The organism is Ruegeria sp. BH8, assembly GCF_056538065.1.
Map to the genome: position 1 here is coordinate 317,561 of NZ_JBQFSP010000001.1, position 16,705 is coordinate 334,265.

16 protein-coding genes are annotated in these 16,705 nt (G+C 57.5%); 11 read left to right on the plus strand and 5 right to left on the minus strand.

Annotated elements, in window-relative coordinates; all coding sequences use genetic code 11:
* Positions 1–369 precede the first annotated feature (369 nt).
* From ACR0AD_RS01585 to ACR0AD_RS01615, 7 genes are all read left to right on the plus strand, one after another.
* Positions 370–1,077, plus strand: coding sequence for an IS6 family transposase (locus ACR0AD_RS01585; RefSeq protein WP_480486156.1), 708 nt, complete (start codon positions 370–372; stop codon positions 1,075–1,077).
* A 296-nt stretch (positions 1,078–1,373) separates the two neighbouring features.
* Positions 1,374–1,844 (plus strand): Rrf2 family transcriptional regulator, encoded by a 471-nt coding sequence (locus ACR0AD_RS01590; protein ID WP_480486154.1) that lies wholly within the window; start codon positions 1,374–1,376, stop codon positions 1,842–1,844.
* Positions 1,841–2,506 carry a Crp/Fnr family transcriptional regulator gene (locus tag ACR0AD_RS01595; RefSeq protein WP_480486152.1) on the plus strand — a complete coding sequence of 222 codons (666 nt, stop codon included), beginning with the start codon at positions 1,841–1,843 and terminating at the stop codon, positions 2,504–2,506. Before ACR0AD_RS01590 ends, ACR0AD_RS01595 begins: the two co-directional genes overlap by 4 nt.
* Before the next feature lie 150 nt (positions 2,507–2,656).
* Entirely contained in the window at positions 2,657–3,277 is a 621-nt protein-coding gene (locus tag ACR0AD_RS01600) for a hypothetical protein (protein ID WP_480486151.1), read from the plus strand.
* Between the two features lie 92 nt (positions 3,278–3,369).
* Entirely contained in the window at positions 3,370–4,254 is an 885-nt protein-coding gene (locus ACR0AD_RS01605; protein WP_480486479.1) for an MBL fold metallo-hydrolase, read from the plus strand.
* A 15-nt stretch (positions 4,255–4,269) separates the two neighbouring features.
* Positions 4,270–5,952, plus strand: coding sequence for a bifunctional protein tyrosine phosphatase family protein/NAD(P)/FAD-dependent oxidoreductase (locus ACR0AD_RS01610; RefSeq protein ID WP_480486149.1), 1,683 nt, complete (start codon positions 4,270–4,272; stop codon positions 5,950–5,952).
* Positions 5,953–6,051: 99 nt separating this feature from the next.
* Positions 6,052–7,788, plus strand: coding sequence for a SulP family inorganic anion transporter (locus ACR0AD_RS01615; RefSeq protein WP_480486148.1), 1,737 nt, complete (start codon positions 6,052–6,054; stop codon positions 7,786–7,788).
* A 61-nt stretch (positions 7,789–7,849) separates the two neighbouring features.
* Here ACR0AD_RS01615 and ACR0AD_RS01620 read toward each other — a convergent pair whose 3' ends face one another.
* From ACR0AD_RS01620 to ACR0AD_RS01640, 5 genes are read right to left on the minus strand one after another with little or no spacing between them, the layout of a single operon-like run.
* Entirely contained in the window at positions 7,850–9,328 is a 1,479-nt protein-coding gene (locus tag ACR0AD_RS01620; RefSeq protein ID WP_480486146.1) for an aldehyde dehydrogenase, read from the minus strand.
* Positions 9,329–9,337: 9 nt separating this feature from the next.
* Positions 9,338–10,372 (minus strand): LLM class flavin-dependent oxidoreductase, encoded by a 1,035-nt coding sequence (locus ACR0AD_RS01625; RefSeq protein ID WP_480486144.1) that lies wholly within the window; start codon positions 10,370–10,372, stop codon positions 9,338–9,340.
* Positions 10,373–10,375: 3 nt separating this feature from the next.
* Positions 10,376–11,293, minus strand: coding sequence for a flavin reductase family protein (locus ACR0AD_RS01630; protein ID WP_480486142.1), 918 nt, complete (start codon positions 11,291–11,293; stop codon positions 10,376–10,378).
* On the minus strand, positions 11,290–12,078 hold the full coding sequence (locus ACR0AD_RS01635) for an alpha/beta fold hydrolase (RefSeq protein WP_480481718.1): 789 nt from the start codon (positions 12,076–12,078) through the stop codon (positions 11,290–11,292). Before ACR0AD_RS01635 ends, ACR0AD_RS01630 begins: the two co-directional genes overlap by 4 nt.
* A complete protein-coding gene (locus ACR0AD_RS01640) occupies positions 12,050–12,649 on the minus strand; it encodes an amino acid synthesis family protein (protein WP_480481716.1) in 600 nt (199 codons plus the stop codon). The genes ACR0AD_RS01635 and ACR0AD_RS01640 overlap by 29 nt, the downstream gene beginning before the upstream one ends.
* Before the next feature lie 107 nt (positions 12,650–12,756).
* On the opposite strand from ACR0AD_RS01640, the gene ACR0AD_RS01645 reads away from it, so the two are divergent.
* The 4 genes from ACR0AD_RS01645 to ACR0AD_RS01660 all read left to right on the plus strand — a co-directional run bounded on the left by ACR0AD_RS01645 (position 12,757) and on the right by ACR0AD_RS01660 (position 16,591).
* Positions 12,757–13,629 (plus strand): LysR family transcriptional regulator, encoded by an 873-nt coding sequence (locus ACR0AD_RS01645; RefSeq protein ID WP_480486141.1) that lies wholly within the window; start codon positions 12,757–12,759, stop codon positions 13,627–13,629.
* Positions 13,630–13,698: 69 nt separating this feature from the next.
* Positions 13,699–14,742 carry a pyridoxal-phosphate dependent enzyme gene (locus ACR0AD_RS01650; protein WP_480486139.1) on the plus strand — a complete coding sequence of 348 codons (1,044 nt, stop codon included), beginning with the start codon at positions 13,699–13,701 and terminating at the stop codon, positions 14,740–14,742.
* Complete coding sequence (locus ACR0AD_RS01655) at positions 14,739–15,884, plus strand: M24 family metallopeptidase (protein ID WP_480486138.1); 1,146 nt, start codon at positions 14,739–14,741, stop codon at positions 15,882–15,884. Before ACR0AD_RS01650 ends, ACR0AD_RS01655 begins: the two co-directional genes overlap by 4 nt.
* Complete coding sequence (locus ACR0AD_RS01660; RefSeq protein WP_480486136.1) at positions 15,881–16,591, plus strand: maleate cis-trans isomerase family protein; 711 nt, start codon at positions 15,881–15,883, stop codon at positions 16,589–16,591. Before ACR0AD_RS01655 ends, ACR0AD_RS01660 begins: the two co-directional genes overlap by 4 nt.
* Positions 16,592–16,705 lie beyond the last annotated feature (114 nt).

A 16,705-nucleotide genomic window follows, 5' to 3' on the forward strand; every position in this document is an offset into this window, starting at 1 on the left:
GTTAACTTGCCGTTTGATGAAAGTGTCGCAAACTCTTGGAACGACCAAAGGAAAATACGAGCGAAAAACTCTAACTACAAACGGCAGGAAAATCGGGTTTCAGAGCAGGCCCAAAACCGAAGTTTTTTATCCCGGCCATGCAAAAGTCTGCGAAAACCTCATCAGCGCATCGAGAGCCGGCGAGTATTTTCGGCCAGGGACTGTAAAGGCCGCGATAGTTCTTGAAACTTCTGGCTCCACAAGCGGGCGCTGCAACAAGCCCGGCAGAGTAACCGAATACTCAGGCATGAAAGCAAAACCAATGCCTGCAGCGGTCTTGTCAGAAGAACTTTGCTTGAGCGGAGCAGGGCGGTTGCGTAGCTTTTTCCCATGACCAGACCTGCCTCATTCAAATACTTCAAAACCAGCCCCGAGATCATCCGCCTTGCGGTGATGCTGTATATTCGGTTTCCACTCTCGCTTCGAAATGTCGAAGATCTGCTGCACGAGCGAGGCATCGACGTGAGTCACGAAACTGTCCGGTATTGGTGGAATAGGTTTGGGCCGGTGTTTGCCGCTGAGATCCGAAGAAAGCGTGTTCAGCAACTCAGAGCCTTTTCAAAATCGAAGTGGCACGTGGACGAGGTTTTCGTGAAGGTGAATGGCAAGCGGCACTATCTTTGGCGGGCTGTGGATCATGAAGGCGAGGTGCTGGAAGCCGTTGTCACCAAACGCCGAAACAAAGCTGCAGCGCTGAAATTCCTCAAGAAATTGATGAAGCCACATGGTTGCGCCGAAGAGATCGTCACAGATCGCTTCGCTTCCTACATGGCTGCGCTCAGAGAAATGGGCGCGCTCGAAAAACAACAGACGGGAAGGTGGCTCAACAACCGCGTCGAGAATTCGCACCTGCCGTTTCGACGACGCGAACGCGCGATGCAGCGTTTCAGGCGAATGCGAAGTTTGCAGAAATTCGCCTCCGTCCATTCCTCTGTCTACAATCACTTCAACCAGGAAAGATCGCTAGCCAGTCGAGACACCTTCAAGCTGACCCGCACCGCCGCTCTCGCCGAGTGGCGTCAACTTTGTTCCGGATAGGTTCGCGGTTTCCGCGGCAAACTGAGACTGGTTCGAATTCGTCTGACAGCACCGCCACTCATACCGTCTTTGTTCAGCGGTTTTTGCAGAGAATTGAACTGCCGTTCCGGTCAGATGCCGACAGCTTCCCGAGCAAAGATGACGCGATGCACGCGGGGTCCCAGTCATTCACTCAGTCCACGTGAAGTTCGGGTATGTTGGCCTGACTTCACCCTCTGCAAAACACATGGTCCGTGAAAACACACAGAAATTGCAAATAAGTTATATTGCGCCTACAGCTTTTGCCGGAGGCACGCATGAAACTGACATCCTATTCCAACTATGCGCTGCGGTCTTTGCAGCTGGCCGCGCTCAAGGCCCCAGATCGCATTCGCGTTGACGATGTCGTGCGGGTGCATGGCCTTGCCCGGCCGCATATCGTAAAAATCGTGCACGAGATGGGTCGGGCCGGGTATCTGGAAACAGCACGCGGCAGAGGCGGCGGTTTCCGGTTGGCGAAACCGGCGGAACAGATCAAAATCGGCGATGTAATTCGCCTGACTGAAGGGCCCCTGGATGTGGTCGAATGCTTTAACCCTGAAAAAAACACCTGCCCTTTGATCGGGATATGTAAACTGTCTCAAGCGATCCAAAAGGCAACACGGGCATTCATGGCTGTGCTTGATGATCTGACGCTGGCTGACATCGCCTCAAACAGAAACGAGTTGTTGAACCGTATCGCGCCGATTGAGGAGGGCATCGTGGCACCCATGCGCAACGCAAGATGACAATTTTGGACTGGACTGAGCGATTTCACGGGACATGTCGCCTTCCGAAAGCTGTGCGGGATAGGTTGCGTACGGCGGCCCGTATCGTGCGGTGTCCTAAAGGTGGCCAGGTTTTCGGACCAGACAACGTCCCCGACAGCCTGTTGTTCTTGTATGACGGACGGATTCGCGTTTCTCAAAGTTCGGATTCGGGCCGTGAGATCGTGCTCTATCGGGTCGAGGCGGGGGAAGGCTGTGTACTGACGACGGCCTGTATGCTGGCAGAAGAAGCATATAACGCTGAAGGAATTGCCGAAACCGACGTAACGGCGGTGACCTTGCCGAAACATGCCTTCGATCGTCTGGTCTCGGAGGAAGACGCATTTCGCGAGTTTGTATTCGAGGCCTACTCGCGTCGGCTGATTGATCTGTTGCGGGTGGTCGATGACGTGGCATTCGGGCACCTGGATATTCGCCTGGCTGAACGTCTTCTGGTTCTGGCCGGGGGACGGGAAGACATTCAGGCAACGCATCAGCAACTTGCCAGCGAACTGGGCACCGCGCGTGAAGTTGTCTCGCGGATTTTGCAGGACTTTCAAAAGCGCGAGATGATTACCCAATCGCGGGGGCGCATTACGATAACCGACAAGGCGGCATTGGAACGCTTGGCGCAAAGCACCTGACCATTTCAGGAAATTTTCCGGTTTCGTGACTTTGTCACTGAAGTCAGGATTTCAAAGTTATATTTACTCCTCAACTTTTCATGCCGCCAAGGTGATTGCAGGTCTGACGTGAAGGCCGGATATGGGCTGGCAGAAACGGAGGAGACGAAGATGAATGAGCGCAAACCCGCCCGGACGTTCGGCGGCATTGCCATTGCGCTGCTAGTTGCTGCTTTGGTCGGCGCGGCTGGCAGTTACATCTTTCTGATGTCCGGGCCCGGGCATCGCCAGGGCATGGCCGGTGAACGGGCAGAGCATCGTCACGGTGCAGATGGGCAAGGCCACGACGAGGTCAACATGCCGGGGCTGCGGGGCGAGAACGCGACGCCCGATGAAAGCGCCGAGCTGGCTGTGATGTTCCGCAATTTCGATACGATCACACGCGAGGTTGAAAACCTTCCTAACGGTATTCGCACTGTCACACGATCTTCCGACCCGGATGTCATGGATGCTCTGATCTCCCATGTTGCCGGGATGATCGATCGGGTGGGCCGCAAGGATGATCCAATGATCATTATTCAGAGTCCGACCCTCGACATATTTTTTGACCATGGCGACAAGATCACCTCAGACATCGAAGTGACATCCGAAGGAATCGTAGTGGTGCAAACATCCGACGATCCGGAAATAGCCAAAGCCATGCATATCCATGCGGCCGAAGTGAGCGCGATGGCGGATCGCGGCATGGACGCCGTCCACGAAATGATGATGACACGCGGCGGAAACGGGTAACGGATCCGCGCCAGTTAGGAGGCAAGATCATGAATGATCAGAAGTCTATCGAGAGACACAACCAAAAGATGGCCGACGCGATAGCGACGCCGATTGACAGCTACCCGGTGGATCTGAGCGTGAAGCCCGATGTCCAGGGTTTTTACGACGAGGCGACCGCGACAATCAGTTATATCGTTGCAGATCCGACCTCGAATGCCTGTGCGATTATCGACAGTGTCATGGACATCGATTATGCCGCTGGCCGCATTACGTTTGGCCATGCCGACATGCTGATTGCCGAGGTTGAAAAGAGGGGGCTCAAGCTGGAATGGATCATTGAGACCCACGCCCATGCCGACCACCTGTCAGCCGCGCCTTACATTCAGCAAAAGCTGGGCGGTAAGATCGGCATCGGTGAAAACATCAAGATCGTGCAAGACGTGTTTGGCAAAATCTTCAATGAAGGCACCGAATTTCAGCGGGATGGCAGCCAGTTTGATGCCCTGTTCGTCGATGGCATGACCTATAAGATCGGCAACATGACCGCCTTTACCATGCATACACCGGGCCACACACCCGCCTGCATGGTACATGTTGTCGGGGATGCAGCCTTTGTGGGCGACACGTTGTTCATGCCTGACGGTGGCTCCGCGCGGGCCGATTTCCCCGGTGGCGACGCGGGGACATTATTTGACTCGATCCACAAGGTGCTCAGCCTGCCGGACGAAACCCGGCTGTTCATGTGTCACGATTATGGTCCCAACGGGCGAGACATCCAGTGGGAAACCACGGTGGCCGAGGAGAAGGCCCACAACATTCACGTGGGCGGTGGCAAGACTAGGGACGAGTTCATCAAGATGCGGTCCGAGCGCGACGCGACGCTGGCGATGCCGACGCTGATCGTACCCTCTATTCAGGTCAACATCCGGGCGGGCGGCATTCCAACGGACCAGGATGGGAACCAGATGCTCAAAGTCCCAGTCAACAAGCTCTGAACGCAAGAGGCACCCATGGACATCAGAAAGATATCAGGCGCAGTTTCGGTGTCGCCGCAGGTTACGCCAGGTGACATAGAGGCCATAAAAGGCGCGGGCTTTCGTGCCATCATTTGCAACCGCCCCGATGGCGAAGGTGCCGATCAGCCGACATTCGAGGAGATCGAGGTAGCAGCAGAGAAACTGGGTCTCGAGGTACGCTATGTTCCAGTGCAAACCGGGATCGTCAGGGACGAAGACGCCGATGCCTTTGGCCGCGCGCTGACCGAGTTGCCGGGTCCGGTTCTGGCCTATTGCCGGACCGGCACGCGCTCGGCCACTTTGTGGTCGCTGAACGAGGCGGCGCACAAGCGTCCGGTGTCCGAGATTCTGTCAGCCACAAAGGTAGCCGGTTATGACATGAGCGGCGTTGCCCGCCGCATTGCCAATGGTGGGAAAACGCCGACCGACACGGGCGACGCATCCTTCGACGTGGTTATCGTGGGCGGTGGGGCAGGCGGTATCGCCACTGCGGCCAGCCTGCACGCGCGCAAATCCGACCTGTCCATTGCCATAATTGATCCGTCTGACGTACATTATTATCAGCCCGGCTGGACTTTGGTGGGCGGGGGTGTCTTCTCAGCAGAACAGACCGCCAAGACGATGGGGTCGCTGATCCCGCGCGGGGTGAAGTGGATCAAGGCGGCAGTTGCGGCCTTCGAGCCGCAGAACAATGCCGTAATTCTGGATGGCTGTCGCGTGGTGAAATACGACCGTCTTGTCGTATCTCCGGGGCTCAAGCTGGACTGGGGCGCGGTCGAAGGGCTGGAAGAAACCTTGGGCCGCAACGGGGTGACTTCGAACTACCGTTATGATCTGGCGCCCTACACATGGCAGCTTGTCGAAGGGCTTAAGGAAGGCCGGGCGCTGTTCACACAGCCGCCAATGCCGATCAAATGCGCGGGTGCGCCACAAAAAGCGTTGTACCTGTCGGGCGATGCGTGGTTCCGGCGAGGCGTTCTGAAGGATATCGACATCCAGTTCATGAACGCGGGCGGCGTGCTGTTCGGGGTCAAGGACTATGTCCCGGCGCTAATGGAATATGTCACAAAATACGACGCCTCGTTGAATTTCTTTCACAATCTGGTGTCGGTAGATGGGACGGCAAAAAAAGCGACCTTTAAGGTCGCAGTGCCCGACACCGAGCCCAAGTTGGTCACAGTCGAGTTTGACATGATGCATGTCTGCCCACCACAGGTCGCGCCGGACTTTATTCGCGTGTCGCCGCTGGCGGATGCTGCGGGCTGGGTCGATGTTGATCAGGCGACACTGCGCCACAAGAGTTTCGACAATATCTGGTCGCTGGGTGACGTGATGAACGCGCCCAACGCCAAAACCGCTGCGGCGGCGCGTAAACAGGCACCGACCGTGGCCGATAATATCGTGGCAGACATTCAGGGCCGCGGCCCAGTTGCCGCCTATGACGGCTACGGTTCGTGCCCGTTGACGGTCGAGCGCGGCAAGATCGTTCTGGCCGAGTTTGCCTATGGTGGGGTGATGACACCCAGCTTCCCGAAACTCCTGATCGACGGAACCCAACCCAGCCGGTTGGCGTGGCTGTTGAAAGAGAAGCTGCTGCCACCGATTTACTGGTCCGCGATGCTGAAGGGCAAAGAGTGGTTGGCCAAGCCCGAACCACTGAAGGTGGCGACCGATTAACTCCTTTCGAAACTGACACCGGAAGAACCGGTGTCAGTTCTGGCCTGTCCCGCCTCCGCCAAATGTGCAACGGGCCGCCGCTTTTCAGGACGTGAACCTATGCAGAGCCTTTTACGTTTCCTTCCAATTCTGGACTGGGGTCGCCAGTATAGCCGTGCGTCGCTGTCGAATGATCTGATCGCGGCAGTAATCGTCACGATCATGCTGATCCCACAGTCCTTGGCCTATGCCCTGCTGGCAGGGCTGCCGCCCGAGGCCGGGATCTATGCTTCGATATTGCCGATCATCCTTTATGCTGTTTTTGGCACCAGTCGGGCGTTGGCGGTGGGGCCTGTCGCGGTAGTGTCACTGCTGACAGCCAGCGCTGTGGGGCAGGTGGCCGAGCAGGGCACGGCCGGATACATGGTGGCGGCACTGACGCTGGCTTTCCTGTCGGGTGGGTTTCTGGTGCTGCTGGGCGTTTTTCGACTGGGCTTTCTGGCCAATTTCCTCAGCCATCCTGTCATCGCAGGTTTCATTACCGCATCGGGCATCCTGATCGCGACCAGCCAGTTAAAGCACATTCTGGGTGTCAGCGCCCATGGGCATACCCTGCCAGGGATGCTGGACTCAATCTTCGAAAACTTCGGGCAAACCAATTGGCTGACGGTAATCATCGGCGTGCTGGCCACTGCGTTCCTGTTCTGGGTGCGCAAGAACCTCAAGCCAGCGTTGCGGCGCATGGGGGTACCCCCCCTGTTGGCTGACGTGCTGACCAAGGCCGGACCAGTTGCCGCCGTGGTGGTGACCACGGTTGTCGTCTGGGGCTTCGGGCTGGATGCGCAGGGCGTCAAGATCGTCGGCGAAGTGCCTCAGAACCTGCCGCCGCTGACTTTGCCGGGGCTGTCCCCGGACCTCATCGGTGCATTGCTGGTGCCAGCGATTCTGATCTCGATCATCGGTTTCGTCGAAAGCATCTCGGTTGCGCAGACGCTGGCTGCCAAGAAACGCCAGCGCGTGGACCCCGATCAGGAGTTGATCGGTCTGGGCGCAGCCAACCTGGGCGCGGCATTTACCGGCGGCTTTCCGGTCACCGGCGGGTTCTCACGCTCGGTCGTGAACTTCGATGCGGGGGCGGAAACCCCGGCGGCAGGCATCTATACCGCTGGTGGTCTGGCGATCGCCGCACTGTTCCTGACACCGCTGGTGTACTTTTTGCCCAAGGCCACGCTGGCCGCGACGATCATTGTTGCGGTGCTGAGCCTTGTGGACCTGTCAATCCTGAAAAAGACCTGGGGATATTCGCGCGCCGATTTTACAGCGGTGGCCGCCACCATCGTCCTGACTTTGTTGGCCGGGGTCGAAACCGGCGTGGCCAGCGGCGTGGCAATTTCGATCCTTCTGCATCTCTACAAAACCTCGCGCCCACATGTGGCCGAGGTCGGGCTTGTGCCGGGTACGCAACACTTCCGCAACATCAATCGCCACAAGGTCGACACCGAGCCGTCACTGGTGACGCTGCGGGTGGATGAAAGCCTGTATTTCGTGAACGCCCGTTTCCTCGAAGACCTGATTCAGGCGCGTGTGACCGAGGGCTGCGAAATCCGCAACGTGGTTTTGATGTTCTCAGCGGTGAACGAAGTCGACTTTTCGGCCCTCGAAAGCCTTGAGGCCATCAACCACCGCCTGCGTGACATGGGCGTTGGTCTGCACCTGTCCGAAGTCAAAGGCCCCGTCATGGACCGCTTGAAACAATCGCATTTCCTCGACGACCTCAACGGGCAGATCTTTCTGGCCCAGTACGACGCTTGGCAGCGGTTGACCGCGCCGGAGAGGGTGAGAACGGCGGCAGAGTAACAGGAGCCGCCGCATTCAGATAAGCGCCCCTTGGGTTATGCTGATCGTGGTGCAGATCACCTCAGCGCATAACAAAGGGGTTCGACATCGGTTTGTCCGATGTATTCAGCCAAACGGTCTTGGTCCGCGTGTAATCGTGAATGGCCTCTATTCCCGCTTCCCTGCCATAACCGGATTGATTGAAGCCGCCAAAGGGCGCGATGGGTGAGACCGCGCGGTAGGTGTTGATCCAGCAGATGCCCGATTTCAGGCGGGATGAAACACGGTGAGCACGGGCGACATTTTCGGTGAAGATACCCGAGCCAAGCCCGAACGGTGTGTCATTGGCCAGTGTGATTGCCTCTTCCTCGGTGTCGAAGGGCAGCAATGACATGACGGGGCCGAACATTTCCACTTTCAGAGTCTCTGTCTCGGCACTGGCGCATTCCACCAGCGTTGGGGCCATGAAATGACCTGACCGATCCAGTGGCGCGCCCCCGAAACGAATACGGGCACCCTGTTCCCTGGCCTTGGCCAGTGTCGCCTGAATTCTGACAATCTGGGCATTGGTGCACAGCGGGCCAATATGGGTTTCAGGTTCCAATGGATCGCCGATGACTATACCCGTCATCTTTTCTTCGATTTTGGCGATAAGAGATTCCATAAGAGGACGATGGATCAGCCCGCGCGATCCTGCGACGCAGCTTTGACCTGAGGCGCCGAAATTGCCCGCGATCAGTCCGTTGGCCGCACCATCCAGATTGGCATCATCGAATACTATGATCGGGGATTTTCCACCCAATTCCAACGTGGTTACGGCAAAGTTCTCAGCCGAGTTGCGCACCACATGGCGCGCCGTTTCCGGGCCGCCAGTGAACGCGATCCGGTCCACGTCAGGATGCCGGGTTAGAGGGATCGCACAGTTTTCTGCGTCCCCGGTAATGACGGAAACGACGCCGGGTGGGAATCCCGCTTTGTCGATCAAGCGGGCGAACTCCAGCATTGGGGCGGGCGCAATCTCTGATGCCTTCAGCACAACCGAGCACCCCGCGGCCAGAGCTGGCCCAAGCTTGGTAGCCGTCAGAAACATCTGCGCGTTCCAGGGGACAATTGCGACCACCACGCCAATGGGCTCGCGCCGCGTAAAGACATGCATGTCCGGTTTGTCGATCGGCAGGACCGCGCCTTCGATTTTGTCCGCCAACCCCGCATAGTAGCGGTAGTAATCGCCGACATATGCCGTTTGGGTCGCGGTTTCCGCCAGTAGCTTACCACTGTCCTTCGTCTCGATCTCGCCAAGGCGTCCTGCGTTCTGTTCGATCAGTTCTGCAAGCCGGAACAACAGTTTGCCACGTGCAGTTTGCGTCATGTCCCGCCACGCCGGATCATCAAGTGACCGGCGCGCTGCAGAAACGGCGCGCTCTACGTCTTCGGCTGCGGCACAGGCGAAACTGGCCCATTCCTCGCCCGTTGCCGGATTCAACGAGGCCATCACTTGCCCACGTGCCCCTTCGGTCCAAGCGCCGTCGATAAATAGCTGGTAATGTGGCTTCTGGTGCATTGCGGCCCCTCACTGAAACTTTGGCATTACATCGTCGATGAAACGGGCAAGCGAAGCGCGTTTGCGTTCGAAGCTCATGCCGCTGTCGATCCAAAACGAGTATTCATCATATCCAAGGTCTTCATAGCGTTTCAGACGTTCTGTTACCCCGTCCGCCGTGCCGATTGTCAGATCGCGCGCCAGATTTTCGGGTGCCATCATTGCGTTGGCTGCCATTTCTTCTTCGGTTAGCGCCTGAATCAATCCCTGTCGGACTGGTCGCTTGTTTTGGAACCACGCGCCGAAATAGTTGTAAAACCGGGACAAATCCCGCGATGCCTGATCCAGTTCAGCGTCATCGCTCCCGACATAGGTGTGGTGAAGCAGCATGATCTTGGGGCGCGCTCCATCGTGATTGGCGCAGGCGGTCTCAAAACGGGTCATCAGTGTTTCGATTTCTTCGATGCCTTGCCAGAGCGGGGTGACCTGAATGTTGAATCCGTTCTGAACGCCGAACTCGTGGCTGTTCGGATCCCGCGCGGCAATCCAGATGGGCGGGCCGCCAGGTTGAACCGGCTTTGGGGCCGAACTGGTGGCGGGAAACTGAAAGAACTCTCCGTTATGCGCGCAGTCGCCTTCCCACAATTTGGGCAGCAGAGGAGCGATCTCTCGCATTCGCTGACCAGCGGTCCATGCGTCCAGACCGGGCATAAGCCGCTCGTATTCATAAGAGTAGGCACCGCGCGCTATGCCCAGCTCGATCCGGCCGCCGGTCATGAGATCCGCTGCGGCTGTCTCGCCCGCCAGTTTGATCGGGTGCCAGAACGGCGCGATCACAGTGCCGGTGCCAAGGCGCACGTTTTTGGTATGATGCGCGATGTCCACCAGCGACATCAGCGGGTTGGGTGCGATAGTGAAATCCATCCCGTGATGTTCACCAGTCCAGACCGCACGCATCCCTGCCTGATCAGCCATCTTGCACAGCTCGATGAACTCTTCATACAATTTCTCATGCGGCTCTTCGGGGCCCAGCCGTTCCATATGGGCAAAAAGGGAAAACTCCATTCTTCAGGTCCTTTCCGACAGGCTGTGCACATCGCCCCGCTGGGCGTCACCCAGATAAAGCGAGAAATTGCGGGTTCGGCTTTCCAGCGCAAAACGAGCCATCATTGTGGCGATGGGTGCTGACGCGTATGGCAGGGTCGCCAGTTCTTTGATTGCGATCTCCTGAAGCGTGCCATGCCGGGGCAGGGACGGCGCAGACGCAAGAATGTAAACATGATGCGTGTTGGCATCGTCATAGACGGAATACGCAACCCCAAGGCGTGCATCGACACCTTTAGCCGTCAGGTCTTGCACAAGGCTGTTTCGCAAATCTTGCAGATCTGACAGCGTGACTTGCGGCGGACGGAAACCGGCTTCTGTTCTCTCCAGCAAGACGTGCCCGTCCTGTTCGATGATTGCGCCGCAGACCACGTTTCGCCCGGATGGTTCCAGCGCGCCACGTTCCAGCCCGAGGCTGAAATACTGCCCGTTCGCATAGCCAAGCCCGGGGGCATCGTCCTGAGAATACGTTTCGACCTGACCGATCAAAACGCAATGGTCCCCGGCTTCGACAACCTGATGAGTACGGCAGGAAAACGTTGCGACTGCCCCTCTGATCAAAGGGACGTCGTGCGTATCAAAGCAGTGATCGACTTTGGCAAATCGATCACCTTTGAACCCGGCAAACGTATTGGATACATCTTCCTGCCCCTCGGCCAGAATGTTCACCGCGAAACGGGCGCAGGTTGCGAATTCGTGATAAGAAGACAGGTTTTTTCCCGGACAAACCAAAAGCAGCGGCGGGTCGAGAGAAACCGAAGTGAAGGAATTGGCCGTGAAGCCGAGTGGATTGCCTGTGTCATCGCGCGTCGTCACAACCGTCACACCGGTCATGAACCGTCCAAAAGCACGACGAAGGTCACGAGGATCAAGCGCGGTCATTGGCGCAGCTCACTCAGAAAGCTGGAAATGGCGGCGTTGACCTGAGGTGCATGCGTCATTGGCATCATATGTGCAGCGCCTTCAATGATTTGCGCGCGTCCGTTCATTGCGGTGTCCGCCATGGCGCGTGACATCTCCGGGGTCGAATTGGGTTCAAGACTGCCGGTTAGAAAAAGCGCCGGGCAGCTTAGTTTCTCCAACGCGTCGCGCTGAGGGCTCTGACTGTGGGCGAAGACGGAATAGGCCGTTTTATACGCAGCCGGGTCCATCGCCGTCAGCCAACTACGGCAGGCATCGCGCTCGGCCGAGGCGACGTCTCCGAACCATCGATGCAATGTGCTGGTGGGATCAGCGATCGTCTTGCCATCCAGCTGCGCCGCACGGTCGCGCACGGTCTGTGCCGCATTCGCGTCTCTCTCAAAAACCGCGTTCAATGCGACGATCCCACATACCCGGTCTGACGCTTTGGCGGCAAGATCCAGCGCGATCATGGTCCCCATCGAGTGGCCCACCAAAACGACCGGACCACTCAGGCAGTCCAGAACACCCCGTGCCGCTTCGGTGTACGCCGACAACCCCAACCTCATGTCAGCCAAAGGGCTGTTTCCATGTCCGGGCATGTCCGGAGCGGTCATGCAACCTTCAGAAGCCAGCCCGTCCAATTGCGCGCCCCAGGCTTCAGCCCGCAAGCCAACACCATGCAACAGAAGGATATTCTGACCCGAACCGGTCTGGATGGCCGCCAGCCCGCCGATCTCAGACCGCGGCCGGGTTGTCCAGGTCATGGCCCAAATCCTTAAGATCCTGATAGCGGTCACCGATACGGTGGTGCGGTCTGCCCGAGGTTGCTGCGCCTAATACGACCACAACTTCGTCATCGCGCGGTGCGTCAGAAATCGAGAACTGAATTGTCAGGTAGTGCGACCTCCGCCCAGCATCGTTTTTATCCATCAACGGCACCATGATCGGTGCGTTTGCCGGGCCACGTGTGTTGGTGAACGCCAGATAGGATTTCGCGCCGACGGCCTCTCGGTAGTGATTACCAAATCGCAAGGTGTGAATAAGGCCCGAAGCGTGCTCGACCTCACCATTCAGCCCGACCACAGCGGCTTTGCCATAGGCTTCGATTGCCTCTCCACTCCCGGCCAGTTTGATCATGCGTTTCGTCATCATCTCACCCAGAACAGGGCCATAGGCTTGTATCTCGGGTTTAAGGTCTTCCACAAACCGTCCTGCCCAGGGGTTGTGAACCACTGCGGCCACGGCAAACATGCGCCATGGGGTTTTGGCGGCTTGGAAGCCCTCGACAAGGACCTCCTCATCGTAGGTGACAATCTTACGTATTTCCGGTTGCATCAAAGCTCTCCTGTCGCGCTCGCAAACGTTAAAAACGGACAGGGTTTTTGACAAATGATTGAATTATGTGCTTTGCCATTAAAAAGACTAATGGACAGCTTGACCAAATGGGTAAATCTCTTCCACCACTGACCTGGTTCCGATCCTTCGAGGCGGCTGCACGAACGCTTAGCTTTACGGCGGCTGCCGAAGAGATTGGGTTGACGCAATCGGCGGTCAGTCAGCAGGTAAAATCGCTCGAAATGCGTTTGGGGACAGCTCTTTTTGTGAGGCACCCCAGAAGCTTGGCGCTGACGGATGCGGGGCGTAAACTATTGCCCGAGGTTGGCAGCGCGCTTGAAGCGCTTGCCGCGGCTGCCGGGCGCGTGGACGCCAGTGCCTCCGGAGACATCTTGACTGTCGCCACGTCTGTTAGCATCGCTCATTGGGTTATTGCCCCATACCTGTCAGATTTTACCAGACGCCATCCTGAAGTACGCGTTCGGCTTCTCAGTGCGATCTGGCCCGATGATTTCCACGCGTCTCACGCTGATGTTCAGGTTCGGTTCGGGTCAAAGAAACAGGTAGGGCATGGCGCTGTCCGACTGATACCTGACCGGCTGGTTGCTGTGAAATCCCCGGCAGTCTCAGGAGACGTGTTTGACCTGCCGCTGATCGAGGCTGTCGGGACATCAAGTGGGTGGGGCACATGGTTTGAAAAACAGGGCTTGCGCCGCCAACCCGGTGTTTTTGTCGATACATTTGGGATGGCCCTGCAACTGGCCGTTCATGGTAGCGGTGTCGCCTTGGTCAGCGAATTACTGACGACCCATGCGATTGCCGCGGGTCTGGTCGTACGCGTGCATGAATGTTCGGTGGACAGCAACGAAGGGTACTACCTTTCGTCCAACGCTGCCAATCCGGCTGCCCGGTTGTTTCACGACTGGCTGTTGGCGTTGGTTGCAGAACAGGCCTCGAATACCGTCAACGTCCCTGATTGACGTCAGACGTTGGTTGACAGTGTTCCACCGATGGGATCACGTCAACGGGCCTAAACTCAGGGGAGAAGTATGCAGGTCATCACCAATCCACATCGGGCGGGCCAAAAGCTTGCACCGTCTGCGCCGTATCCTTCTACAAATGCTGCCCGTGTTGAAGATTTGCTTTCTCAGTGCCCTGTCGCGAAAGAAACGCCATTGGTGGATGTTGGGAAACTGGCCCCTGTAGCCCAGCTTTGGGTGAAGGATGAGCGGGCGCGGATGAACCTTGGTTCGTTCAAAGCTTTAGGGGCGGCCTATGTAATTGCGCGTCATGCGGCCGAGAGGACAGGTGAGCCGGGTGAACAAACTCTGGCAGGCGCAACCTATGTGACCGCCAGCGCCGGGAACCACGGCATGAGTGTTGCGGCGGGTGCCGGAATTTTCGGTGCGAAAGCTGTTGTTTACATTGCTGAAACTGTGCCCGAAACCTTTGCGGAACGTCTCAAAGGCCGAAAAGCCGAAGTTGTTCGAAGTGGTGCTGACTATGCCGCCAGCATGGAGGCCGCGAGAATGGCTGCCGACGAAAACGGTTGGATATTGCTGTCGGACAGTTCGTGGGAAGGATATTATGACCTGCCATGGACGCTTATGGAAGGCTATCTGCAAATGGCGGCAGAGGCTGTCAGGCAGTGTCCCGAGGTTCCGACGCATATTCTGTTGCAGGCAGGCGTGGGCGGGCTGGCCGGTGCCGTTGCTGCCTATGCACGAAACATCTGGGGCGACGCACCGAAGATCGTTGTGGTTGAACCCGAAGCGGCACCCGCGTTGCAGGCCAGCTTAGCCGCCGGAAAATGTGTTTTCGCGGATGGCCCTGACAGCATTATGGGGCGTCTGGACTGCAAGGAACCATCGTTGATCGCGTTAAACGGATTGGCTCGCGACGCAGACCTGTTCCTGACCCTGTCAGACGACGATGTGGCGGCAAAGCTTGACGCAATGGCAAAGGCCGGGCTGGCCACCACGGCGTCCGGCGGGGCAGGCCTTGCGGCAGTGATGAACGAAACCGCGCGGAAAGCCATAGGGATCGACGAACACTCACGCGTTTTGTGCTTTCTGTCGGAGATCGCGGAATGAGGGGGTTCGATCAGGCAGAATTCGAGGCGCGTACCAAACGCGCGCAGGAGTTGATGCGAGTCGCGGATTTATCGGCGCTGCTGCTGACGACAGAAACTGATGTGCGCTACTTTACCGGCTATCTCACCCGATTTTGGGAAAGCCCAACCCGGCCATGGTTTCTGGTCGTGCCTGCCGCGGGCAAACCGGTGGCCGTGATCCCTTCGATCGGGGCCGCGCTCATGGGGCAGACCTGGATCGATGACATCCGAACCTGGAGTGCGCCCGACTTGCAGGACGACGGTATCTCGCTTCTGGCCGACGTCCTGGCCGAACTGACGCCCGTTTCGGGCAATATCGGGGTGCCGGATGGTCATGAGACACATGTGCGGATGCCCATGGCGGACATTGAACGCTTGCGCGGCGCTCTCGGTTCGCGTCGCATTACCGGTGATCAGGGTATCCTGCGCCGGTTGCGCATGATCAAATCCGAGGCTGAAATTGCGAAGATCCAAACAGCCTGCGATATCGCTGGACGCGCGTTCGCCCGCGTTCCCGAGGTTGCCCGCGCAGGAGTGCCTTTGGACATGGTTTTTCGCCGGTTCCAGATGCTCTGCCTTGAGGAAGGGGCCGATTGGGTGCCGTATCTTGCAGGCGGGGCAGAGCAGGGCGGCTACAGTGATGTAATATCACCTGCAACTTCGGCGCCGTTGGAACCTGGCGACGTGCTTATGCTGGATACAGGTCTGGTTTGGGATGGCTACTTCTGTGATTTTGATCGCAATTGGTCCGTCGGCCCAGCCCGGCCCGAGGTGAGATCAGCGCACGCCAGACTGGTAGAAGCCTCGGATGCCGCGCTCGAGATCGCACGGCCCGGTGCTACTGCCTCGGATTTGTTTCATGCCATGAACACGGTTCTGACCAAAGAGGCCGAAGGCACAGATGCGGGGCGGTTGGGTCATGGGTTGGGGATGTCACTGACAGAGTGGCCGTCCCTTATCCCGGCAGACCAGACCGTGCTGGAACCCGGCATGGTTTTGACGTTGGAGCCGGGCATCGCCGTTGGTACAAAAATACTTGTCCATGAAGAAAACATTGTCATCACCGAAGGCACCCCACGTTTTCTAAGCCCACGCATCGGGCCAGAGGTGATCGAGATATGACCCGGATCCATTACGCCCTTGATGAAGACGATCCCAAGTCCACCCCGCTTGGTCTGATCGTGTTGCAGACAGATGAAACGTTGGAGCCTGAGTTCAGTTCGTATTTTTCGGACCGCAAGTATCCAATCTACGTGACGCGAATTCCCAGCGGGATCGAGGTGACGACGGAAAGCCTTGCGGAAATGGAGAAGGCGCTGCCAGCCGCCGCCGCATTGCTACCCAGTGCGCGACCTTATCGCGTTGTCGGGTACGGATGCACGTCTGCAAGCTCGGTTATCGGGTCCGACCGCGTAGCAGAACTTGTCAAACAAACATGCCAGACCGCCGAGGTTACAAACCCTTTGCGTGCGGCAACGGCCTGTGCGCGACACCTGGGCGTTTCGAAATTCGCGCTGCTGTCGCCCTATATTGAAGAGGTAAACCTTCCCCTGCGCCGGGCCTTTGCCCAAGGCGGAGTGGAGATGGATGTTTTTGGGACATTCGGGGAATCAGAAGAGGCCAAAGTTGTTCGGATTTCGGTGCAATCCGTCATTGACGCTGCCACAAAACTGGGCTCGGACCCGTCGGTTGATGCGGTTTTTCTAAGTTGCACAAACCTTCGCACGCAACAGGCTATTCCCGAGATTTGCGCGCGTATCGGCAAACCGGTTCTGTCCAGTAATCAAAGTCTTGCGTGGCATATGCGTGCTCTGAACGAAGCCGGGTGAGCTGTTAAATCCCGATATTGTGTAACAAAATCAGGATTCACTGTTGCAATGTGAACATCGCTTGGTCTTAACTAACGGCTACAGATCAATGAAATCCGCAGAAGACGGATAATC